Source organism: Saccharothrix hoggarensis (assembly GCF_052936025.1).
Genome location: NZ_CP193624.1, coordinates 6295702 through 6317811 on the forward strand (window position 1 = coordinate 6295702; position 22110 = coordinate 6317811).

A 22110-nucleotide genomic window follows, 5' to 3' on the forward strand; every position below is an offset into this window, starting at 1 on the left:
GCGAGCGTCCGTTTCGCCGCGTTCGTTCACCCGAACGGGCTAATAATCGCCCTTGACGAGGTTCGCCGGCGACTCACCGCGCGCGAACCGGGCGAGCTCGGAGGCCACCACGGCGTACGCGCGCTCGGCGTGCCCCGTGCAGCTGCCGGCCACGTGCGGGGTGAGGAACAGGCCCGGCGCGGTCCACAGCGGGTGGTCCGGGGGCAGCGGCTCGGGCTCGGTCACGTCGAGCGCCGCGCGCAGCCGCCCGGACGTCAGCTCGGCGACGAGCGCGTCCGTGTCGACCACCGCGCCGCGGGCCGCGTTGACCAGGATCGCGCCGTCCTTCATCCGGGAGAGGAACTTCGCGTCCACCATCCCGGTGGTCTCCTCGGTCAGCGGCACGACGACCAGCACCGCGTCGAACCCGCCGAGCAGGTCGGGCAGCTCGTCCACGCCGTGCACGCCGGGCCGCGCGGTGCGGCCGACCAGGGTCGCCGTCGCGTCGAACGGCTCCAGCCGCCGCCGGAACTGCTCGCCGAGGTCGCCCACGCCGACCACGAGCACCCGCTTGCCCTGCAACGTCTCGGTGAGGTGGTAGTCCCAGCGCCGCTCCTGCCGGGCCCGCTCGAACACCGGGAAGTCCCGGTAGATGGCGAGCAGCGCGCCGATGGCCCACTCCGCGGTGCTGCCGCCGTGCGCGCCGCGGCACGTCGACAGCATCACCCCTTCGGGTACGACACCGACGAACCTCTCGGCGCCCGCCGACAGCAGCTGCACCAGCTTCAGCGACGGCAGCTGCGCGAACACGTCGCGGGGGTCGGTGCCGTGCAGGAACTTGGGCACCAGCACTTCCGCCCGCGCGGCCTCGGGGGGCAGCGGCTGCCCGGGCTCGTAGCGGACCGGCTGCACACCCTCCACGTCGGACAGCACGTGGACGCCGAGGTCGTCGGGGACCAGAACGGTGAGGCTCACGGGTGCGCAGGTTACGGCACACTTGCCGCCATGCGGGAGCACGACGTCATCTCCGCGGACGGCACGCGGATCAGGGTGTGGCGGACCGACGCGGACGGTCCGGACGTGCTCCTGAGCCCCGGCCTCGGCGCGGCGCCGGCGGTGTGGCCGGAGCTGCCGGGGGCGCGCGTGCACACCTGGCACCACCGCGGCACGCTGGACTCCGACCGGCCGGCCGACCCGAGCCGCGTCGAACTGGCGGACCACGTCGCCGACGCGCTGGCCGTGCTCGACGGCGCGGGCGTCGACCGGTGCGTGGTGATGGGCTGGTCGATGGGCGTGACGGTGGCCGCTGAACTGGCCCTGCGGCACCCCGAACGGGTGACCGGCCTGATGCTGGTGACGGGCGCGCCGGGTGATTCGTTCGCGGGCTTCCTCGGCGTGCCGGGCCTGCCGGTGGAGCTGCGGCGGCTGCTCGGGGTGGCGGGGGTGACCGCGTTGAAGGCGGCCGGGCCGCTGCTGGACGCCGTGCTGCACCGGGTGCCGGTGCCGACCGTCGGCGGGCCGCTGGTCGAGTCGGTGCGGCGGTACCTCGGGCACGACTGGCGCTGGTACTGCACGCTGGCGCTGGCGCTCGGCCGCACGCCCCGGCTGGACCTGACCGGCGTGACGTGCCCCACCACGGTCCTGGCCGGCCGGTACGACTTCCTGGCCGCGCCGGAGGGCGTGGTCACGCCGGTGGCCGGGCTGCCCCAGGCACGGGTGCGACTGCTGCCGAACACCCACTTCCTGCCGCTGGAGAACCCCCGGGTCGTGGTGGAGGAGCTGGCGCTCCTGCTCGACCGGGCCGACGCGGTGCGGCGCGCCGTGGACGCCGAGGCCCGCCCCGGCGCGGACCTCGGCGCGGACGCACCGGAGCACGTCGCGGACGCCGTCGCGGCGGGGGCGCTCACGTCGCGTTCACGGCCGCGCGCCTAACCTGGGTTCCGTGTCGCGACTGCGTGGACTGCTGATCGGGTCGGCCCTCGGCCTGCTGGCCGCGGGCTGCGCGAGCTTCCCCGAGCAGCCGGCGCCGGAGGGCTGGAGCGCCGCGCCGCAGCTGACGCCGCAGGCCGGACCGGTGCCGGAACTGCCCGGTGAACTGCCGAAGAGCCCTGGTCAGGGCCAGCAGCCGGGGCAGCAGTCGACGGTGCCGCCGCCCCAGGGCTGCAAGGACTTCAGCCCGGCCGTGGTCGGCACGTGCCTGAACCCCGTGTCCGGGGTGGCCCTGATCGACGTGAACCAGACGACCGGCGCGGTGACCGCCCTGGCGACCGAGCGCGCCACCGGGCGGCTGCTGCGGGTGACCAAGGACGTCGACCCGGTCGAGGTGGCCAAGTTCGACGTGGACGCCTCCGGCGACGGCGGCCTCAGCGGTCTCGCGCTGTCGCCGACGTACCCCGAGGACCAGCTGGTGTACGTGTACGTGACCACCGCGACCGACAACCGCGTGATGCGGATCGCGCCGGGCGACGTGCCGAAACCGGTGCTGACCGGCATTCCGAAGGGCCCGGCCGGCAACCGGGGCGCGCTGGCCCACGACACGACGGGCGCGCTGCTCGTGGCGACCGGCGACGCGGGCAACCCGGCGCTGGCGGCCAACCCCGACTCGCTGGCCGGGAAGGTGCTGCGGATCGACGGCGCGGGCCAGCCGGCGCGCGGCAACCCGACCCCGGGGTCGCGGGTGCTGGCGAGCGGGCTGCGGTCGCCGGGCGGGCTGTGCGTGGCGGGTGACGGCTCGAAGACGTGGGTGACCGACGCGGGCGCGTCGGCGGACCTGCTGTACCGGGTGCAGCCGGGCAAGCCGCTGGGCGACGCGGCGTGGTCGTGGCCGGAGCGGCCGGGTCTCGGCGGGTGCGCGTCGCTGTCGAACGTGGTGTGGCTGGCGACGGGCGGCACGCCGGGCACGCTGACGTTGCCGATGAACCCCGACGGCAGCTTCACGGGCAAGCCCGAACCGGGTCTGACCGGCGAGGACGGCTACGGCCGGCTCGGGCCGATGGTGGCGTTGGACGACACGACCGCGCTGGTCGGCACGGTGAACAAGAACCCGGGCGGCACGCCGGTGTCCAGCGACGACCGCGTGGTGATCATCGTCCGCGACGGTGGCCCGCCGGACAGCAAGGACTGACCGCCGCTCAGTCGCCCCGGGCGCCCGCGGTGCGGTAGATCGCGTCCGCGACCTGCCGGTACAACCCCTTCGGGTGATCGCGGAACAGCGGTTCGGTGCCGAACAGCACCGCCCGGCCGCCGCGCGGCGACGTGCCCGCGACGACCGCCGCCTGACCGGCCGCCTCCTCCTGGCCGCCCGTCCCGTCGGGGCGCGCGGTCCAGTGGCCGGCGACGAGGTCCCGGTACCGCTGCCGCGCCTCCACGCCCGGCCCGAGGTCGGTGAACCAGTGCGGCGCGTACACGAACGAGTGGTCGACGGCGCCCGTGCCGTCCACCACGGAGACCACGCCGTTCGCGTCCTCGCGCCCCGCGACCGCGCGCACCGGCAGCACCCCGGCGTCGGCGTTGAACCGGGCGCCCGTGGCGCCCCGCGTGACGACCCCGCCGCGGGTGAGGAACGCGTCCACGGCGGCCCTGGCGGCGGCGTTCAGCCGGTCGTACCGCAACCCCGACGACACGACCAGCACGTCCACCGCGGCCAGGTCGAACCCGGCGTCCAGCACGGCCGTCGACACGGGGCGCACGTCGAAACCCATGTCCCGCAACGCCTTCAGCTCGTCCGACGCCACCGCCGCGGCCACCACCGGACGTCGCAGCGGCACACCGCCCGGCTGCTCCGCCGCGGTGAACCGGACCCCGTACCGGTCCGACACCTCCTCCGCCGCCGGCCGTGCCGACGCGGGCACCACGATCGTGCCGTCGTCCTGGCGGCGGAGGTCGAGCCCCCGTCCCAGCAGGTCGTTCACGGCCGCGGCGTCCTTGCCGTCCACCAGGGACAGCGCCAGGTCGCGGCCCGGCCCCGCGCGCACCGACCCGGTCGGCGACGCCGCCGCCACGTCGTGCCCGCGCACGTCCACCGGCCCGTCACGCACGACGTCCACCGAGGCGCCCCACAGCAGGCGGTGGCTCCACCCGCTGATGTCGTACATGGTCGGCACGTCGTCCGAGAGGTCGCGGCCGGCCTCCAGCATCACGTTGGCCAGGGCCCGTTTCGGCTGGCGCAGGTCCACCACGTACGACCCGGCCGGGTACTCGCGGCCGGCGAGCGCGAACGGCCGGTCGGCCCGCTTCACCCGCACGTCGTGCGCCACGAGGTGGTCGACCAGCCGGGCGGCCGCGGGCCCGGAGCGCTGCGCCTCGCCGACCGGCACGACGTACGCGAGCGGGAACTCGGTGGTGTAGCGGTCCTCGGGGCCGAAGCCGGGCACGAACCCGTCGGGCAGCGCCCGCAGCGGCTCGCCCGCGTGGCCGCGCCGGAACACCTCGATCTGGTTGTCCACGAGGGCGGTCCGGTTCTCGGCCACGTACCCGAGCGCGCTGCGGATCGTCGCCTCCACCACGTCGGTGTTGATCGCCGCACGTCGGCGCAGCTCGGCCACCGGCTGCGTCACGTAGTCGTTCCGGTTCACCCGCAAGGGGATCTCGATCGTGTAGGCCACCGCGCCGTGGTACATCGAGTACTGCGCGGTGTAGATCGGCGCCCAGCCGTCCCACACGCCCGGCTCGTAGTCGCGGAACGGGATCTCGGGTGTCGCCGCCTCCGGGTGGCCGAGGCCCTGCACGGCGTCCTCCATGCGCAGGCCGCCCGCGTAGCCGTGCCGGAGGTGGAGGTCGAGGTCGTGGTTCTGCCCGTGGGGCGGGGTGGTCGGCTCGATCAGCGTGTTCGCCACGTACCCGTGCTCGTCCAGCACGAGCAGCGGCTGGACGCGCTGGACCACGTCCCGCAGCGCCCGCGTCTCCGGCTGCGACGACGTGACGAAGTCCCGGTTCAGGTCGAACCCGCCCGCGTTGGACCGCGTGCCGGCCACCCGCCCGTCCGGGTTCGCGGAGAGGGTCGCGTGGACCCGGTGGCGGCGCAGGAAGTCCCGCGTCGGCTGGTCCGCGGCCAGGGCCAGCTCCTCGACGACGCGGAGCGCGCCGTCCGTGCCCTCCCACTCGTCGCCGTGGATGTTGGCGTTGATCCACACCGGCGCCTTGTAGAGGGTGCGGAGCAGCACGTCGCGGCGCGCGGCGACCGGGTCGTCCTCGATCTTCTCGCGCCAGGCGTCCTGCCGGCGCGCCTCGGCCGGCGACTCGGGCGCGGTGAGCGTGACCAGGTAGAGGTCGCGGCCGGCGGTCGACCGGCCCACGACCTCGACCGACACCCGGTCGCTGCGGCGCTGGAGGTCGTCCAGGCGCGGCGCGAGCGAGTGGTACGGCGCGAGACCGAGCTTGATCGCCCGGTCGGACGGGTCCTCCGGGTGGACGCGGAGGCGCGTGTGGCGCGGGTAGCCGAGGTTGGCGGCCGGCCAGTCGGCGTTCCGCGCGGAGGCGTCGCGGGGCGGGTCGACGGCGGCGACCTGGTTGCGCTCGCGGCCGTTGCCCGGCTGGTCGGCCCGGCCGACGTCGGGTGCGGCGGTCACGGGCGGGGTCGTCGTGGCCAGCAGGAGCAGCGAGAGCAGCACCGAGCGCACCGGGCAGCCTCCGATCGACCGTCGAAGAACTCCTGCACCCTGCGTAGTCGGTCCGGTGCGTTCCGTCAACCGGGCGAGCGGTCGGTCACCCCGTCGGCAGAGGCGTCAGCCCGAGCCGAGGCACACGAACGGGCGGCGCAGCGGGTCCACGGCCACCGCCTCCGCCAACGCGACCGCGGGCGACGCGCCACCGGCCAGGTTGCGGTGGAAGTCCGCCATGGCCGCCGCCGACGGCTCGTCGCCCACCCGGCTCGACGCGGCGATCACCGTCCGCGCGCCGCCGGCCAGCAGGGCGCCGGCGAACCCCAGCGGCTCGTCACCCGGCCGCACGCGGTTGAGCGCCAGCTCGCACGCGGCCAGCACCACCTGGTGCGGCGGCCGGCGCACCCGGCCCACCTCGTGCGCGAACAGCGCGCCGTCCACCAGCTCCAGCCGCGAGAACAGCGCGTTCTCCGGCTCGTGCTCGCCGTGCGCGGCGATGTGCGCCAGCTCCACGCCGTCCAACGCCTCCAGCACCGCGCTCACCCGCGCCTCCGTGACGCCGAGCAGCTTCGCGTCGCCGTGGTAGCCCGCGAGCCGGTCGATCTCGCCCTGCGCGGCCTGCAGACCGGGCCCGCGCACGAGCAGCACGCCGTTGACCAGCTCGCGGTCCTCGCGGGTGGCCGACATCCACGCGGTCGCCGACGGCACGGCCACGGTCGGCCGGTTCGCGCACGTCGGCAGCACGCCCCACGGCACCACGTACAGCGCGCCCGTCGGCACCACGACCAGCTCCCGGTCGCCGATCATGGGCGCCAGCGGGCGCAGCAGCAGCCGGTCCAGCTTCTCCGCCTCACGGCGCGCGGACGCCGAGATGACCTCCACCAGCGGCGGCGGGAGGTGGTCCGGGGCCAGCGCGTTGAGGTCGGCGTGCAGGCGGCGCGCGCCCTCCGTGACGGCGTCCGCCGAGCCGAGCCGCACCATGCGCACCCGCCCGTCGGCCAGCACCACGGCGATCAGCTCGTCGTCGGACACCGCGAAGCTCACCATCGCCCGCCCGCACAGCCGGGCCAGCACCTCGTCCGACGTGACGACCGGGCGCGGCGTGCCCCACGGGCCCGCGCTCCACCCCATCCGGGTGGCGGCCCGCTGGCTCGCCTTGAGCCGGCCCTCCAGCTCGGCGGTCGGCAGCCCGTCGAGGCGGGCGCGCAGCAGGGCCCGGCTCAGCCGGCGCACCTCGGAGATCCGCTCGCCCACCTCGGAGTCCACAGTGGACTCGGCCGGGTCGTACCGGTACAGCTGGGCCCTGGTCTGCTCCAGCCAGCCGAACAGGCGCTTGGCGTTGGCCGGCGAGTCGCCGCCCTCCAGCACCAGCCGGACGGCGAGCTCCCCCAGCTCGCGGCCGTGCACGGCGGTGCCGGACACGAGTTCCAGCCCGCCGAGCCGGTCCCGCATCCGGCCCAGCTCCGCGAGGCCCGCCTTCGCCTGCGCCAACGCCACCCGCTGGTTGCCGCGGGCCAGGGCCAGCTCGGCCCGGCACAGCCGCAGCAGCATCCGGTGGTCGATCGGCGCGATCCGACGCGACTTCGGCACGCTGCGCAGCAGCTCCGCGCCTCGGTCGGGGTCGCCCCGGCGGACCTCCAGCCGGGCCGCCAGCACCAGCGCGAACGCGGCCTGGTCCGACAGCTTCAGCGCGGCCAGCTCGGCCGACAGCGCGATGGCCCGCGACACCACCCCGGCGACCGTCCGCCGTGACGCGTGGGCGCGCGACGCGTCCACCCGCAACGCGATCAGCCCGGCCACCGCCGCCCACGCCGGGCTGCCGCGCCGGACCAGCTTCCGCTGCGCCGAGTTCGCCATCCGCTTCGCCAGCACCAGGTCGCCGTCCTGCAGCGCCGCCGCCGCGCGGAACAGCTCGGCCTCGGCGACGTCCTGGCCGATGCGCTGGCGGCGCAGGTCCGGCAGCACCTCGTCCAGCAGCCGGCCCGCCTCGTCGGCCAGCCCGACGCTGATCATCGCCTCGGCCTGGTCGATGCGCAGGCGCAGCAGCAGGCCGGGTTCGAGTTCCTGGAACGCCCGGTTGGCCTCGTGGTAGTGGCGCAGGGCGGCCGGGATGTCGCCCGCGCGCTGCACCGCGTTGCCCAGCGCGTGCTTGGCGATCGCGGCGCGCAGCGGCAGGCCGTGCGCGTCGGCCAGCTCGACCGCCCGGTTCAGGTCGCGGACCGCCTTGTCGTGGCGGTGCACCTCGCCGTGCGCGTTGCCCCGGTTGGACAGCGCCAGCGCGAGCAGGTCGACGGACTCCGGGTCGGCGTGCGCGGCGAGCCTGCGCCCGCTGCGCTCGACCTCCCGGTCCAGCTGGGCGATGCCCTCGTCGATGCGGCCGACCCGGCACAGCAGGGCGGCGCGGTTGAGGTTGACCAGGGTGGACAGGTGCGCCCGCAGCGCCTCGTCCCGCAGACCGGCGAGCTCCTGGTCGACGCCCGCGAGCTGGGTCAGGCCGTCGTCCACCTTGCCCGTCTCGGCCAGGCAGAACGCCAGGGTGTTCAGCAGCCGGGTGCGCACCTCCAGCCGCTCCTGGGGGTTGATGCCCGGTGTCTCCAACAGCGCCAGCCCCGCGCGCATCTGCCGGATCGCGGACGGGTGGCGGTCGGCGGTGGCCGCGTCCAACGCGCTGCGGTGCAAGTGCCGGGCCCGCTTGACCACTTGGTCCGGTCCGGACGCGCCGCGCGTCTCGCGTGGTCTGCGACCAGGTGTTTGCGCAGGCACGGTCATAATGAGATCACAGGCGGCAAGCGGGTGCCGCCGGCCAGTCGGCCGGCGGCACCCGGTACCGCGTCACCGCGATGTCACCGCTCCGGCGTCATTGCGCCTGGGTCGCCGCCGCGGGCTCGTCCGTGGTGGGCTTGTACGGGCCACCGTTCGTCTCCGGGTCGCCGGTCGGCTTGTACGGACCACCCATCGGCGTGACCAGCGGGTCGTCCGTCGTCGGCTTGTAGGGGCCGCCCGTGGGCTCGGCGCCCCCGCCGCCACCCGCGCCGGTGTCCAGTCCGGTCGACGCGTCGATGATCTCGTCCTCGATGGCGTCGATCTCGGCGACGAGCTTCGGGTCAGTCTGAGACATGCGTTGTCCTCCCCTACAACGGACCCCTTATGGGTCGTCTTCTGCATCCGATTGATCATTTCGGTGGCCCCCCGGCCCTTCCGAACGGCTTAAGGGTGACACAGATGGACGCAGCTGAGAGGAGGAAATTTACTAAGAGCAACCACAGGGCCGATCTTGAGCTTCTCTGACCAGCACTGAAGCGTCGTTTCGGGTGGCGTTACCACTCGAACGGGCGAATGTGTTAACAGGTTGGAGCCATCGCGAGTCCGTAAATGAGCGCCTTCACCGGCGGTCGGGTGGGGCCCGCGGCGCGAGCCCCACCCGCCGGTGTCACGAGCAGCGGGCGATGATCAGCTCGCGCACGCGCTTGGCGTCCGCCTGACCCTTCGTCGCCTTCATGACCGCGCCCACGATGGCGCCGGCCGCGGCCACCTTGCCGTCGCGGATCTTCGCCGCCACGTCCGGCTGCGCGGCCAGGGCCTCGTCCACGGCCTTCTCCAGCGCGGAGTCGTCCGAGACGACCTTCAGGCCACGCGCCTCGACGACGGCCTCCGGCTCGCCCTCGCCGTCCAGCACGCCGGTGACGACCTCGCGGGCCAGCTTGTTCGTCAGCTCACCGGCGTTCACCAGCGCGATCACCCGCGCGATCTGGACGGGCGTGATGCCCAGCTCGGCCAGCTCGACACCGCGGCTGTTGGCCTCCTTGGTCAGGTAGGCCACCCACCACGACCGGGCCTCGGCGGGCGTCGCGCCCGCCTCCACCGTCGCCGCCACCAGGTCGACCGCGCCGGCGTTGACGAGGTCGCGCAGCTCGGCGTCGGTCAGCGACCACTCCTGCTGCACCCGCTTGCGGCGCTCCCACGGCAGCTCCGGCAGCGTCCCGCGCAGCTCCTCGACCCACTCGCGCGACGGCGCGATCGGCACCAGGTCCGGCTCCGGGAAGTACCGGTAGTCCTCCGCGGTCTCCTTCGTGCGACCCGACGACGTGCCGCCCGTCGACTCGTCGAAGTGACGCGTCTCCTGGGTGATCGTGCCGCCGGCCGCCAGCACCGCCGCCTGGCGCGTCATCTCGAACCGCACCGCCCGCTCGACGCTGCGCAGCGAGTTGACGTTCTTCGTCTCGGTGCGCGTGCCGAACTCCGCCGCGTCCTTCGCCATCAGCGACACGTTCGCGTCGCAGCGCAGCGAGCCCTGGTCCATCCGGACGTCCGACACGTCGAGCGCCTTCAGCAGGTCGCGCAGCGCGGTGACGTAGGCGCGCGCCACCTCGGGCGCCCGCTCGCCGGTGCCCGTGATCGGCTTGGTGACGATCTCGATCAGCGGCACGCCGGCCCGGTTGTAGTCCAGCAGCGAGTGCTCGGCGCCGTGGATGCGCCCGTCCGAGCCGCCGACGTGCAGCGACTTGCCGGTGTCCTCCTCCATGTGCGCGCGCTCGATCTCGACCCGGAACAGCGAGCCGTCGTCCAGCGTCACGTCCAGGAAGCCGTTGAACGCGATCGGCTCGTCGTACTGCGACGTCTGGAAGTTCTTCGGCATGTCCGGGTAGAAGTAGTTCTTCCGGGCGAACCGGCACCACTCCGCGATCTCGCAGTTCAGCGCCAGGCCGATCCGGATCGCCGACTCCACCGCCTTGCCGTTGACCACGGGCAGCGCGCCCGGCAGGCCGAGGCACGTCGGGCACACCTGCGTGTTCGGCTCACCGCCGAACACGTTCGCGCAGCCGCAGAACATCTTCGTGTTGGTGTGCAGCTCGACGTGCACCTCCAACCCCAGCACCGGGTCGAAGCGCTCGATGACCTCGGCGTAGTCCATCAGCTCGTCCACCGACGTCATGCCTTCCCGTCCTTCCGCAGACCCCGCACGGCCAGCGCCGCGCCGGTGATCGCCACCAGGATGCCCGCCACCGCGTTGACCAGCGCGAGCTTGTCGTTCTTGCCGCGGGCCGACTTCAGCGCGGAGAACGCGCTGGTGGCCGCGCCCGCGGCGCCGACGAGCGACAGGACCGCACGTCCCCGCGACACCCCGCCCGCCCTCATCGGGACGCACCCGCCGGCTGCGGCACGCCCTGGATGACCGGCGCGCCGAGCGCCGCGTCCCGCGCGACCTCGTACGCCGCCGCCACCCGGTACATGCGGTGGTCCTGCAGCGCCGGCGCCATGATCTGGAGCCCGACCGGCAGACCGTCCTCATCGGACAGTCCACTCGGGACGCTCATGGCGGCGTTGCCGGCCAGGTTCGCCGGGATCGTGCAGAGGTCGGCCTGGTACATGGCCATCGGGTCGCCGGTGCGCTCGCCGATCGGGAACGCGGTGGTCGGCGTCGTCGGCGACACCAGCACGTCCACCGTGGCGAACGCGGCCTCGAAGTCGCGGCTGATGAGCGTCCGCACCTTCTGCGCCGAGCCGTAGTACGCGTCGTAGTAGCCCGACGACAACGCGTACGTGCCGATCATGATGCGCCGCTTCACCTCGGGGCCGAAACCGGCCTCGCGGGTCAGCGCCATGACCTCCTCCGCGCTGCGGGTGCTGTCGTCGCCGACCCGGATGCCGTAGCGCATCGCGTCGAAGCGGGCCAGGTTGGACGACGCCTCGCTCGGCGCGATCAGGTAGTACGCGGGCAGCGCGTAGTCGAAGCTCGGGCACGAGACCTCGACGACCTCGGCGCCCAGCTGCTTCAGCTGCGCCACGGCCGCCTCGAACGACCGCAGCACGCCCGGCTGGTAGCCGTCGCCGCTGAACTGCGTCACCACGCCGACGCGCACCCCGGACAGGTCGCCGTTCGCGCCCTCGCGCGCCGCCGCCACCACGGGCGGGACCGGCGCGTCGATCGAGGTGGAGTCCATCGGGTCGTAGCCGCCGATGACCTCGTGCAGCAGGGCCGCGTCGAGCACCGTCCGGGCGCACGGCCCGGCCTGGTCCAGCGACGACGAGAACGCCACCAGCCCGTACCGGGAGACACCGCCGTAGGTCGGCTTCACGCCGACCGTGCCGGTGACCGCGCCCGGCTGGCGGATCGAGCCGCCGGTGTCCGTGCCGATCGACAGCGGCGCCTCGAACGCGGCCAGCGCCGCCGCCGAGCCACCGCCCGAGCCGCCGGGGATGCGGTCCAGGTCCCACGGGTTGCGGGTCGGGCCGTAGGCGGAGTTCTCGGTGGAGGAGCCCATCGCGAACTCGTCCATGTTGGTCTTGCCGAGGATCACCAGGCCGGCCTCCTTCAGCCGGCGCGTGACCGTGGCGTCGTAGGGCGGCAGCCAGCCCTCGAGCATCTTCGAGCCGACCGTGGTCGGCACGCCCTCGGTGGTGAGCACGTCCTTCAGCGCGATCGGCACACCGGCCAGCGGGCCGACGTGCGCGCCCGCGGCGATGTCGTCGTCGACCTTGCGGGCCGCGGCCAGCGCGCCCTCGGTGTCGACGTGCAGGAACGCGTGGACCGCGCCGTCGACCTCGCCGATGCGGTCGAGGTGGGCCTGCGCGACCTCGACCGCGGAGACCTCGCGGCTCGCGATCCGGGCGGCCAGTTCGGCGGCGGTGCCGCGGATGAGATCGGTCATGATTCCGCCTCCGCGCGGAAGATAACGTCGGCGGTCATGCTTCCTCCCCCAGGATGCGGGGCACGCGGAAGCGTCCGTCCTCGGCGGCGGGGGCGCCCGCGAGCGCCTGCCGCTGACCGAGGCTGGGACGCACCACGTCCTCGCGGAACACGTTGGTCAGCGGAACGGCGTGCGAAGTGGGCGGGATGTCCGCGGTGGCGATGTCGCCCACCGTGGCCACCGACTGCAGGATCACGTCCAGCTGGCCGGCGAACAGGTCCAGCTCGTCGTCGGTGACGGCGAGCCTCGCCAGCCGGGCCAGGTGCGCGACCTCGTCGCGGGAGATGCTGGGCACCTCGTCAACCCCCGTGGGTCGGATGTTCGGATTGGGGACCCGCCGAGTCTATTGGCTGGTCAGGCGCGGCTCCGACCGGGTTACCCGCGCTCGCGCGCGTGGGTGCGCGATTTTACCGGTGCGCAACGCGCCTGGTGGGTCGGAAAGCGAAGCTGCGTCTGCGAGAATCATCGGCCGGCGAGTTCCACCTCGATGTTCCACCACAGCCTTGGAGGCGTGCACCGTGTCCTTCCTGATCCGGGTCCAGCTCCCGGACCGTCCCGGCACACTGGGCGCCGTCGCCTCCGCGCTCGGCGAGATCGGGGCCGACATCCTCAGCGTGGACGTGGTGGAGCGCGGTGCGGGCCTGGCCATCGACGACCTGGTGGTCGAACTGCCCTCCGGGCGGCTGCCCGACGTGCTCATCACGGCCGCCGAGTCCATCGAAGGCGTCGAGGTCGACGCCGTCCGGCCGTACGCGGGTGTGCTGGACACCCACCGCGAGCTGGAACTGGTCGAAGAGGTCGCCGAGGACCCCAAGCACGGGCTCGAGGTGTTCACCGAGGGCGTGCCGAAGATCATCCGCGCCGGGTGGGCCGTGGTCGTGTCGTGGGACGGCAGCGCCGTGCACCGGCTGACCTCCTCGTCGGCCGCGCCCGAGACCCGGCTGGAGACGCCCCCGTGGCTGCCGCTCGCGCGGGCCACGGTGCTCGACGGCGAGGACGACTGGGTGCCCGAGACGTGGCAGGAACTGGGCACCGAGCTGGCCGCCACGCCGCTCGGCAAGCCCGACCGGGTGCTCCTCGTGGGCCGTCCCGGCGGTCCGATGTTCCGCGCCGCCGAGGTCGCGCGGCTCGCCCACCTGGCCGGGATCGTGTCGGTGGTGCTGTATTGAATTGCGCCGCCTTCGGCGTCGCGGGCTCGGTCGCCATTGAGTCGGTCGTTCGCGCCTGATTTTCCGGCGATCGGTAGAGCGTGATCGCCGGAAAATGAGTCGCGAACGACCGACGCGACCTCGCGGTGGTGGTCACCGTCGGGGGGGCTGACGTGGCCTGTGGTGCCGGGTGGGGCGTTGGTGGCTGCGGGGCGCTGGGTGGGCGCGGGGGGCGCGAGGTGGTGGTGGCCTGGGCGGGTTGGGGCAGTGGCCTGGGCGCGGGGCGTGAGGTGGTGGTCGCCTGGGCGGTTGGGGACAGTGGCCTGGGCGGGCTGGTCAGGTGGTGCGGGTGGTGGTGGCCGCGGTCAGGCCCAGGCCGATCATGGCCAGGCCGCCGGCGCCGCCGATCAGGGACAGGCGGCGCGGTGAGGTGGCGAACCAGGTGCGCGCGGTCGCGGCGGCCAGGCCCCACGCGCTGTCGCAGGCGATCGCGATGACGTTGAAGACCAAGCCCAGGACGAGCATCTGAGCCGCCGCGTGGCCCTGCGCGCGGTCCACGAACTGGGGCAGCACGGCGGCGAAGAAGATGATCGTCTTCGGGTTCGCCACGCCCACCGCGAAGCCCTCCCACAGGGTGCGCAGGCCGCCGCGGGCGGGAGCGCCGGCGGTGAACGCGGCGTGCAGCGACTTGCGCTGCCGGAACGCCTTCACGCCCAGGTGCACGAGGTACGCGGCGCCGACGAGCTTCAGCGCGGTGAAGACGAGGGCCGAGCGCTCCACGATCGCGCCCACGCCGAACGCCACCGCGACGACCAGCGCGTACGCGCCGAGCGTGTTGCCCACGACGGTGATCAGCGCGGCCCGGCGGCCCTGCGCGAGCGCCCGGCCGACCACGAACAGGACGCTGGGTCCGGGGATCACGATCAGCAGGAGCGACATGGCCGCGAACGCCAGCAGCCGGTCGGTGGACACCATGCCGTCAACGTAACCCCGCCGGCACCTCGTGGACCAGGCGTTTTCCGGCCGTCAGCGGAGGGCCTGCGCGACGAGGTGGGCGTTGCCCGCGGCGGGCGCGCCGTCACGGCCGGTGAGGGTGTCCTCCAGGCCGATGCGGGTGTGCAGGCCGTTCGCCAGCGCGTAGTCGAGGACGGGCCACGCGCTGTCGTCCTCGCCGTGCAGCAGGACCGGGACGCCGAGCGGCGCGAGGAGGTCGAGCAGCCGTTCGGCGTGCCCGACGGTCTCCCCCGGCTGGACCTCGGCCAGCACCCGAACCGTCCCCTCCGGCACGCCCTCGTCGCGCAGCACGCGGGCCGCCCGCTCGTGGAACACTCCCAGCTCGATGCCGACGCCCGCGTCCCGCGCCGCCGCGGCGACCTCGCGCCAGCCGTCCTCGTGGACGTTGACCGAGGCGAAGTCGGGCCGCCCCGCGGCCAGGCCCGCCCAGCCGCGCACCAGCTCGGCCCGGCGGACCGGGTCCGGCACGATCCACGCGCCCGTGGTCACGCCGATCTCCACGTGCGGCACGGCGACCCGCACCACGGACACCGCGGTCGCCACCTCGGGACCCGCCAGCACCTCGCGTCCGACCACGTCACGGGGGTGCAGGTGCAGCGACGTGACGCCCGACCCGGCGCACTCCGCGGCGTCGGCCGCCAGCTCGTGCGGCGTGATCGGCAGGCTGGGGTGGCTGCCCGGCTCGCGGGTTCCGTTCAGACAGGCCTGGAGCACGGAACCCACCGAACCACACGGTGTTGGATACCGCCATGCCGACGCTGACCCCAGCCCTGCTGCGCCACCACGCGGGCGCCAAGTCGTACTGGCGCGGGCTGACGTACAAGGACGCCGTGGTGGAGCTGGCCGTGCGCTCGCGGCACGTCGACGGCGTGGTGCGCGGCGCCGACGAGTACCGGGTGACGCTCGCCTGGGAGGGCACCCACCTGACGGGCGAGTGCTCCTGCCCTTACGGGTCGCAGGGGTTCTTCTGCAAGCACTGCGTCGCGGTCGGCCTGGTGCTGCTGGAGCGCGGCCTTACCGTGCCGCCGCCCGACGCGGAGGACGCGGAGCTGCGCGCCCGCCTCGCCGAGCTGGACCACGCGACCCTGGTGGAGCTGCTCTACGACCGCGCCGCGCGGGACCGGTCGCTGCGGGACGAGGTCATGCGAGTTCGAGGCTGAACCCGAGCGCGGTGACGTCCACGTCCGGCACCGGCCGCCAGTCGCGTTCGGGCAGCCGCCGGAACCCCAGCCGCCGGTAGAGCCGGTGCGCCGTGGTCATGTGCTCGGAACTGCTCATCACGAGCCGCCGCGCGCCCAGCTCCCGCGCCCGCACGATCACCGCGCGCACCAGCGCCTCGCCGACGCCCCTCCCCCGGGCCGACGGGCTCACCGCGAGCATCCGGAACTCCACCTCGTCGTCCCGGCTGACCTCGGCGTACGACGTGCCGGGCCGCACCACCGTGACGGTGCCGAGCACGGTGTTCTCCGCGTCCACCGCCACCAGCAGCTCCGCCTCCCGGGCGCGCGTGCGGGCATCGACCAGCGTGTCGGCGTACCCGCCCGTGTGGCTGTCGATGTGGCGGTCGGCCTGGTAGGCGGCCACGGTGATCGCGCCCGCCGCCGCCCACTCGTTCTCCCTCGCGGGCCTCACCACGATGTCGGCCATCAGGTCCCCTCCACCTCGCTCGACTCCCCGTTGCCCATCCAGACAACTGCGCTCGGCGGGTGCGATCAAGGCACGGGCCGCAAGACTGCGGGCGACGTGGATCGCGCGGGCCGCCGTCGGGCACAATCGCCGCCGGTCTCGGCGCCTCGCGGGTCGTGGGCACCGGGGCCGGCCTCACCTCCGACGACGAGGATGACGTGATGACGCTTCCCGGTGCGATCGAACTGCCCGACGGCGCTTTCGTGCGCGGTCGGGGGTTGCGGAACCCGACGCCCGAGGGGACGCCCGCCTACGGGCTGTACCTGGGTTCCGAGCGGATGCGGCGCAAGCACCGCCTCGACTGGCCGCACGAGTGGGTGGAGTGGCCGGACTTCCGGCTGCCCCGGTCGTCGGAGCGGGCCGTGGCGCTGATCCGCGACCTCCACGCGCGGGCCGTCGCCGGGGAACCGGTCGAGGTGGCGTGCGGCGGCGGGGTGGGGCGGACCGGGACGGTGATCGCCTGCCTGGCCGTGCTCGCGGGCGTCCCATCGGGTGACGCGGTGGCGTGGGCGCGAACGCACTACCACCGTCGCGCGGTGGAAACACCCTGGCAGAAGCGGTGGGTCCAGAGGTTCCCGGCGTGACGCCGGGGAGTTAATCGGTTGCCGCCCCGGTCGGGCGGCTGCTTTGGTGCTGGACGTCCCACCCGTCGACCGAGGAGAACGATCGTGCGAGCTGTCATGCCCTTCCAGAAGGTTCTTCCCACCTGTCTAGAGGACATGACGCTTGGTGCGAACGCTGAACTTGGCGATCCTGGCGCACGTCGACGCCGGTAAGACGAGCCTGACCGAGCGGCTGCTCCACGCCGCCGGTGTCATCGACGAGGTGGGCCGTGTCGACGACGGCACCACCCGGACCGATTCGCTGGCCCTCGAACGGCAGCGCGGCATCACGATCAAAGCCGCGGTGGTGTCGTTCGACGTCGCCGGCACGACGGTCAACCTGATCGACACCCCCGGTCACCCGGACTTCATCGCCGAGGTGGAACGGGTCCTCGGCGTGCTCGACGGCGCGGTGCTGGTGGTGTCGGCCGTCGAGGGGGTGCAGGCGCAGACCCGCGTGCTGATGCGCGCGTTGCGGCGGTTGCGCATCCCGACGCTGGTGTTCGTGAACAAGGTCGACCGGCGTGGGGCGCGGCCGGACGCCGTGCTGCGGGACGTCGCCGCCTTCCTCACGCCCGCCGTCATCGCCACGGGGCGGGTGCGGGACGCGGGCGCCCGTGCCGCTTCCGTCGTGCCCGGGTTGGGCGACGACGTGGTGGAGGTGTTGGCCGAGCACGACGACGCGGTGCTGGCCGCGTACGTCGACGGTGGCCGGCTGCCCGACCTGCGCGCGGTCGTGGCGGCGCAGACGCGGCGGTGCGCCGTGCACCCCGTGTACTTCGGGTCGGCGATCACCGGCGCGGGGGTGCCCGAGCTGGTCGCGGGTCTGGTGGAGCTGCTGCCGCCGTCGTCCGGCTCCGCCGACGGGCCGGTGTCCGGGACGGTGTTCAAGGTGGAACGTGGGCCGGCCGGCGAGCGGATCGCGTTCGTGCGGGTGTTCTCCGGGACGCTGCGCGTGCGCGACCGCGTCCTCGGGCGGAAGGTCACCGCGATCGGCGTGTTCGCCGCGGGTTCGGTGGTGCGGTGCGACGCCGTCCGGGCCGGGCAGGTGGCGAAGGTGTGGGGGTTGGAGGACGTCCGGATCGGTGACGTCATCGGCGTCCCCACGGCGTCGCGCGAGCACCGGTTCGCGCCGCCGACGTTGGAGACGGTCGTGGTGCCGTCGTCGTCGGCCGACCGCGGGGCGCTGCACACGGCGTTGACGCAGCTCGCCGAGCAGGACCCGTTGATCGACCTGCGGCAGGACGAGGTGCGGCGGGAGCTGTGGGTGTCGCTGTACGGCGAGGTGCAGAAGGAGGTCGTGCAGGCGACGCTGGCGTCCGAGTACGGGATCGACGTGACGTTCCGGGAGACGACGACCCTGTGCCTGGAACGGCCCGTCGGGGTCGGGGAGGCGGTGGAGTTCATCGGCGCCGGCCCGTTCCTGGCGACGGTCGGGTTGCGGGTCGAGCCGGGTGACGGGGTGACGTTCCGGCTCGGCGTGGAGCTGGGGTCGATGCCGTTCGCGTTCTTCAAGGCGGTCGAGGAGACCGTGCGGGAGACGTTGGAGCAGGGGTTGCGCGGGTGGCGGGTCACCGATTGCGCGGTGACCATGACGCACTCCGGGTACTGGGCACGGCAGTCCCACGCGCACGGGTCGTTCGACAAGAGCATGTCCAGCACGGCCGGTGATTTCCGGCTGCTGACGCCGCTGGTGCTGATGGCGGCGTTGCGCGAGGCGGGGACCGAGGTGCTGTCGCCCGTGCACCGGTTCTCGGTGGAGGTGCCGAGCGATGTGGTCGGTGCGCTGACGCCGGTGCTGGCGCGGGTGGGGGCGGTGCTGGTGGGGACCGTGACGCGGGGGCGGACGTCGGTGCTGGAGGGCGACATCCCGGCGGCGCGCGTGCACGCGTTCCAGCGGCAGCTGCCGGGGTTGACGCGGGGTGAAGGTGTGCTGGAGACGTCGTTCTCGCACTACGCGCCGGTGCGCGGCGAGGCGCCCGTGCGGCCGCGCACCGACCACAACCCGTTGAACCGCAAGGAATACCTGCTGCGCGTGACGCGGCGAACCGAGTGACCGCCGTGTGCGACCGGGGTCGACCAAGTGACCGCCGCGTGCGACGCGGCGATCCGTGATCCAGAACAGGAGACGAACTTGTCCACTTCATCGTCCAGCTACGACGTGATCGGTGATCCGGCGTTCTTCGGCCAGGTGTGGGCCGAGGACTACGACACCGGCCCCACCCCCGACCCGACCGCGGCCGTCGACTTCCTGGCCTCGCTGGCCGATGGCGGGAGGACGTTGGAACTGGCCGTGGGCACCGGACGGGTGGCGTTGCCGTTGGCGGCGCGCGGTGTGCCCGTGGAGGGTGTGGAGGGATCGGAGCTGATGGCCGCGAAGCTGGCAGCCAAGCCGGGCGGGTCGGGTGTGCCGGTGACGATCGGCGACATGGCCGACGTGCCCGTGACGGGCCGGTTCGCGTTGGTGTACCTCGTGTTCAACACGATCTTCAACCTGGTGGACGTCCGGCGGCAGGCCGACTGCTTCACGAACGTCGCACGGGTGCTGGAGCCGGACGGCGCGTTCGTGGTGGAGACCTACGTCCCCGACCCGTCCCGCTTCCCGGGCGGGAAGCGGGTGCAGGCGCTGTGGGCGGACGCCGAGTCGGCCGCCATCGAGGTGTACGACGTCGACCTGGCGGCGCAGCGGTTCGTCAGCCAGAAGGTCATCTTCACCGCCGACGGCATCCGGCTCAAGCCGCACGCGCAGCGCTACACGTTCCCCGGCGAGCTGGACCTGATGGCCGAGCGGGCGGGACTCCGCCTGACCGAGCGCCACGAGTCCTGGGACCGCCGTCCGTTCACCGGCGCGAGCAGCACCCACGTCTCCGTCTACCGACCGCTGGCGGCGACATGACGGGCGGCGACATGACGGGCGGCGACATGACGGGGTCCGGACGTCGACACCCTCCGAGCCGAGCCGGTCCGGACGTCGACACCCTTCGAGCCGAGCTGGGACGGGCCGGGCTGGGACGCCTGGCGGGCCGGACAGCAGCGATGAAGGGTGGGGCGGCTCTGGGGCAGGGCGGGGGTTGAGGCGCGGCCTTGTTGTTTCAACCGACGTTTCAGGGTGGCGGTAACGGCGTTATTTTTTGGTCGATCCTCGAGATCACCCGATCGTGGTGGAGGAGAGAAGGGAAAGTGCTGGTCAGGGCGGTGAGGAGGTGGCGGGGTCTGCGGGTGGAGGTGTCGAGGTGGGGGTGTCGGAGGATGGGGGTTGGGGGTCGGTGAGGGTGGCTACCTTGGCGGCGGCCTCGGGGCCTTCCGCGAGGAGGACCTGGAAGCCTGACTCGTCCAGTACCGGAACCTTGAGCTGGATCGCCTTGTCGGCCTTCGACCCCGGCGACTCGCCCACCACCACGAACGCCGTCTTCTTCGACACCGTGCCCGCCGCCTTGCCGCCGCGCGACAGGATCGCCTCCTTCGCCTCGTCCCGCGAGAACGTCTCCAGCGAACCCGTCACCACGATCGACATCCCCTCCAGGTTGCGCGGGATCGACGTGTCGCGGTCCTCCGCCGTCCGGACGCCGGCGGCACGCCACTTGGCCACGATCGCCTGCCGCCACGGCGTCTCCACCCACTCGCGCACCGCGGTGGCGATGGTCGGACCCACGCCTTCCGCCGCCGCCAACTCCTCCTCCGTCGCGGACGTGATGCGGTCCAAGGAGCCGAACTCCTGCGCCAGCGCGCGGGCCGCCGTGGGTCCGACGTGGCGGATCGAGAGAGCCACCAGGACTCTCCACAGTGGACGCTGCTTGACCGTCTCCAGGTTGTCCAACAACTTCTGGGCGTTCGCGGTCAGGTCGCCGTCCTTGGTGCGGAACAGGGGGACCTGCGCCAGCTTGCCCGCGTCCAACGCGAAGAGGTCGCCCTCGTCCGCGTAGACGGGCGAGTCGACCAGCGCCGCGGCGGCCTCGAAGCCCAGCACCTCGATGTCCAGCGCCGAGCGGGACGCCAGGTAGGCCAGGCGTTCCCGGAGCTGACCGGGGCAGCCCGCCGCGTTGGGGCAGCGGATGTCGACGTCGCCCTCCTTCATCGGGCGCAGCGCGTGGCCGCACTCGGGGCAGGTGAGGGGCATCTCGAACTCGCGCGCGTCGGCGGGCCGGGCGTCGACCACGGGACCCAGCACCTCGGGGATCACGTCCCCCGCCTTGCGGATCACGATCCGGTCGCCGATGAGCACGCCCTTGCGCTTGACCTCGCTCGCGTTGTGCAGGGTCGCCCGGGCGACGGTGGAACCGGCGACCTTCACGGGCTCCATCACGGCGAACGGCGTCACGCGCCCCGTACGGCCGACCTGCACCTTGATGTCGAGCAGGGTGGTGGTGGCCTCTTCGGGCGGGTACTTGAAGGCGATCGCCCAGCGCGGCGCGCGGGACGTGCTGCCGAGCCTCCGCTGCCACGCCACCTCGTCGACCTTGATCACCACGCCGTCGATCTCGTGGACGGCGTCGTGCCGGCGCGCGCCCCAGTGGGCGACGTGCTCGGCGATCTCGTCGAACCCGCTCAGCACCCTGGTGTGCGGCGACACGGGCAGGCCCCACGCGCGCAGCGCCTCGTACGCCTCGGACTGCCTGGTCAGCTCGAAGCCCTCGCGCTTGCCGATGCCGTGGCAGATCATCCGCAGCCGGCGGGACGCGGTGACCTTCGGATCCTTCTGCCGCAACGACCCGGCGGCGGTGTTGCGGGGGTTGGCGAACGGCGGCTTGCCGGCCTCCACGAGCCGCGCGTTGAGCTCCAGGAAGTCCTCCACCGCGAAGAACACCTCGCCGCGCACCTCGACCAGCTCGGGCACGGGGTGCTCGTCGGTGCCGGTCAACGTCTCCGGCACGTCGCCCAGCGTGCGGACGTTCAGCGTGACGTCCTCGCCGGTGCGCCCGTCGCCCCTGGTCAGGGCACGGACGAGCCGGCCGCGCTCGTAGAGGAGGTTGATCGCGAGCCCGTCGATCTTCAGCTCGCACAGGAAGTGGGCGCCCTCGCCGACCTCCTTGCGGACCCGGTCGAACCAGCCGCGCAGCTCGTCGACCGAGAAGACGTTGTCGAGGCTGAGCATGCGCTCCAGGTGGTCGACGGCGGTGAACTCGGTGGAGAACGTGCCGCCGACGCGCTGGGTGGGCGAGTCGGGGGTGGCGAGGCCGGGGTGCTCGGCTTCCATCGCCTCCAGTTCGCGGAGCAACGCGTCGAACTCGCCGTCACTGACCGTCGGCGCGTCGAGGACGTAGTAGCGGAACTGGTGCCCGCGGACGACCTCGGCCAGGGCGGCGTGCCGCTCGCGCGCGGCGGCGGGGACGTCTTCGACGCCCTCGGCGGGGGCCTGGGCCGGGTTCAGCGGGTCGTTGCTGGTCACAGCATG

At 73.5% G+C, this 22110-nt stretch carries 19 protein-coding genes; 7 read left to right on the forward strand and 12 right to left on the reverse strand.

The window, feature by feature from the left end:
* Positions 1 to 39: 39 nt before the first annotated feature.
* Entirely contained in the window at positions 40 to 954 is a 915-nt protein-coding gene (locus ACRAKH_RS28450) for a 2-hydroxyacid dehydrogenase (protein ID WP_380719568.1), read from the reverse strand.
* 30 nt (positions 955 to 984) lie between these two features.
* Here ACRAKH_RS28450 and ACRAKH_RS28455 point away from each other — a divergent pair, with 30 nt between their 5' ends.
* A complete protein-coding gene (locus ACRAKH_RS28455; protein ID WP_380719567.1) occupies positions 985 to 1911 on the forward strand; it encodes an alpha/beta fold hydrolase in 927 nt (308 codons plus the stop codon).
* Positions 1912 to 1921: 10 nt separating this feature from the next.
* On the forward strand, positions 1922 to 3103 hold the full coding sequence (locus ACRAKH_RS28460; protein ID WP_447009405.1) for a PQQ-dependent sugar dehydrogenase: 1182 nt from the start codon (positions 1922 to 1924) through the stop codon (positions 3101 to 3103).
* 7 nt (positions 3104 to 3110) lie between these two features.
* On the opposite strand, the gene ACRAKH_RS28465 is transcribed toward ACRAKH_RS28460, so the two are convergent.
* From ACRAKH_RS28465 to gatC, 7 genes are all read right to left on the reverse strand, one after another.
* Positions 3111 to 5597, reverse strand: coding sequence for a M14 family zinc carboxypeptidase (locus ACRAKH_RS28465; RefSeq protein ID WP_380719563.1), 2487 nt, complete (start codon positions 5595 to 5597; stop codon positions 3111 to 3113).
* Between the two features lie 105 nt (positions 5598 to 5702).
* On the reverse strand, positions 5703 to 8279 hold the full coding sequence (locus tag ACRAKH_RS28470) for a CHAT domain-containing protein (RefSeq protein WP_380719561.1): 2577 nt from the start codon (positions 8277 to 8279) through the stop codon (positions 5703 to 5705).
* Between the two features lie 157 nt (positions 8280 to 8436).
* A complete protein-coding gene (locus tag ACRAKH_RS28475; RefSeq protein WP_380719559.1) occupies positions 8437 to 8697 on the reverse strand; it encodes a hypothetical protein in 261 nt (86 codons plus the stop codon).
* Between the two features lie 312 nt (positions 8698 to 9009).
* Positions 9010 to 10512, reverse strand: a complete 1503-nt coding sequence (gatB, locus tag ACRAKH_RS28480) for an Asp-tRNA(Asn)/Glu-tRNA(Gln) amidotransferase subunit GatB (RefSeq protein ID WP_380719555.1) — start codon at positions 10510 to 10512, stop codon at positions 9010 to 9012.
* Entirely contained in the window at positions 10509 to 10715 is a 207-nt protein-coding gene (locus tag ACRAKH_RS28485) for a hypothetical protein (RefSeq protein WP_380719553.1), read from the reverse strand. Before ACRAKH_RS28485 ends, gatB begins: the two co-directional genes overlap by 4 nt.
* Positions 10712 to 12229, reverse strand: coding sequence for an Asp-tRNA(Asn)/Glu-tRNA(Gln) amidotransferase subunit GatA (gene gatA, locus ACRAKH_RS28490; RefSeq protein ID WP_380719551.1), 1518 nt, complete (start codon positions 12227 to 12229; stop codon positions 10712 to 10714). The genes ACRAKH_RS28485 and gatA overlap by 4 nt, the downstream gene beginning before the upstream one ends.
* A 34-nt stretch (positions 12230 to 12263) precedes the next feature.
* On the reverse strand, positions 12264 to 12563 hold the full coding sequence (gatC, locus tag ACRAKH_RS28495; RefSeq protein WP_380719549.1) for an Asp-tRNA(Asn)/Glu-tRNA(Gln) amidotransferase subunit GatC: 300 nt from the start codon (positions 12561 to 12563) through the stop codon (positions 12264 to 12266).
* Positions 12564 to 12786: 223 nt separating this feature from the next.
* Here gatC and ACRAKH_RS28500 point away from each other — a divergent pair, with 223 nt between their 5' ends.
* Complete coding sequence (locus ACRAKH_RS28500) at positions 12787 to 13437, forward strand: ACT domain-containing protein (RefSeq protein ID WP_380719547.1); 651 nt, start codon at positions 12787 to 12789, stop codon at positions 13435 to 13437.
* A gap of 315 nt (positions 13438 to 13752) precedes the next feature.
* Here ACRAKH_RS28500 and ACRAKH_RS28505 read toward each other — a convergent pair whose 3' ends face one another.
* Complete coding sequence (locus ACRAKH_RS28505; RefSeq protein WP_380719545.1) at positions 13753 to 14391, reverse strand: LysE family translocator; 639 nt, start codon at positions 14389 to 14391, stop codon at positions 13753 to 13755.
* A gap of 51 nt (positions 14392 to 14442) precedes the next feature.
* On the reverse strand, positions 14443 to 15153 hold the full coding sequence (locus ACRAKH_RS28510; RefSeq protein ID WP_380719543.1) for a 3-keto-5-aminohexanoate cleavage protein: 711 nt from the start codon (positions 15151 to 15153) through the stop codon (positions 14443 to 14445).
* A 26-nt stretch (positions 15154 to 15179) separates the two neighbouring features.
* Between ACRAKH_RS28510 and ACRAKH_RS28515 the strand changes: the two genes are divergently transcribed.
* Positions 15180 to 15590, forward strand: coding sequence for an SWIM zinc finger family protein (locus tag ACRAKH_RS28515; protein WP_380719541.1), 411 nt, complete (start codon positions 15180 to 15182; stop codon positions 15588 to 15590).
* Here the strand turns inward: ACRAKH_RS28515 and ACRAKH_RS28520 are convergent.
* Positions 15571 to 16077, reverse strand: a complete 507-nt coding sequence (locus ACRAKH_RS28520; RefSeq protein ID WP_380719539.1) for a GNAT family N-acetyltransferase — start codon at positions 16075 to 16077, stop codon at positions 15571 to 15573. The genes ACRAKH_RS28515 and ACRAKH_RS28520 overlap by 20 nt on opposite strands.
* A gap of 200 nt (positions 16078 to 16277) precedes the next feature.
* Here ACRAKH_RS28520 and ACRAKH_RS28525 point away from each other — a divergent pair, with 200 nt between their 5' ends.
* From ACRAKH_RS28525 to ACRAKH_RS28535, 3 genes are all read left to right on the forward strand, one after another.
* Positions 16278 to 16700 carry a protein-tyrosine phosphatase family protein gene (locus tag ACRAKH_RS28525; RefSeq protein ID WP_380719537.1) on the forward strand — a complete coding sequence of 141 codons (423 nt, stop codon included), beginning with the start codon at positions 16278 to 16280 and terminating at the stop codon, positions 16698 to 16700.
* A 145-nt stretch (positions 16701 to 16845) separates the two neighbouring features.
* Positions 16846 to 18774 carry a GTP-binding protein gene (locus ACRAKH_RS28530; RefSeq protein ID WP_380719535.1) on the forward strand — a complete coding sequence of 643 codons (1929 nt, stop codon included), beginning with the start codon at positions 16846 to 16848 and terminating at the stop codon, positions 18772 to 18774.
* A 78-nt stretch (positions 18775 to 18852) separates the two neighbouring features.
* Positions 18853 to 19614 (forward strand): class I SAM-dependent methyltransferase, encoded by a 762-nt coding sequence (locus ACRAKH_RS28535; RefSeq protein WP_380719533.1) that lies wholly within the window; start codon positions 18853 to 18855, stop codon positions 19612 to 19614.
* Between the two features lie 291 nt (positions 19615 to 19905).
* Here ACRAKH_RS28535 and ligA read toward each other — a convergent pair whose 3' ends face one another.
* Complete coding sequence (gene ligA / locus ACRAKH_RS28540) at positions 19906 to 22104, reverse strand: NAD-dependent DNA ligase LigA (protein WP_380719531.1); 2199 nt, start codon at positions 22102 to 22104, stop codon at positions 19906 to 19908.
* Positions 22105 to 22110: the final 6 nt, after the last annotated feature.

Bases quoted from the DNA above. Each gene is read 5' to 3' on its own strand.
- ACRAKH_RS28455 (WP_380719567.1), top strand. From the start codon at position 985: ATGCGGGAGCACGACGTCATCTCCGCGGACGGCACGCGGATCAGGGTG.
- ACRAKH_RS28475 (WP_380719559.1), bottom strand. From the start codon at position 8,697: ATGTCTCAGACTGACCCGAAGCTCGTCGCCGAGATCGACGCCATCGAG.
- ACRAKH_RS28520 (WP_380719539.1), bottom strand. From the start codon at position 16,077: ATGGCCGACATCGTGGTGAGGCCCGCGAGGGAGAACGAGTGGGCGGCG.
- ACRAKH_RS28515 (WP_380719541.1), top strand. From the start codon at position 15,180: ATGCCGACGCTGACCCCAGCCCTGCTGCGCCACCACGCGGGCGCCAAG.
- gatB (WP_380719555.1), bottom strand. From the start codon at position 10,512: ATGACGTCGGTGGACGAGCTGATGGACTACGCCGAGGTCATCGAGCGC.
- ACRAKH_RS28485 (WP_380719553.1), bottom strand. From the start codon at position 10,715: ATGAGGGCGGGCGGGGTGTCGCGGGGACGTGCGGTCCTGTCGCTCGTC.
- ACRAKH_RS28505 (WP_380719545.1), bottom strand. From the start codon at position 14,391: ATGGTGTCCACCGACCGGCTGCTGGCGTTCGCGGCCATGTCGCTCCTG.
- ACRAKH_RS28525 (WP_380719537.1), top strand. From the start codon at position 16,278: ATGACGCTTCCCGGTGCGATCGAACTGCCCGACGGCGCTTTCGTGCGC.
- gatA (WP_380719551.1), bottom strand. From the start codon at position 12,229: ATGACCGATCTCATCCGCGGCACCGCCGCCGAACTGGCCGCCCGGATC.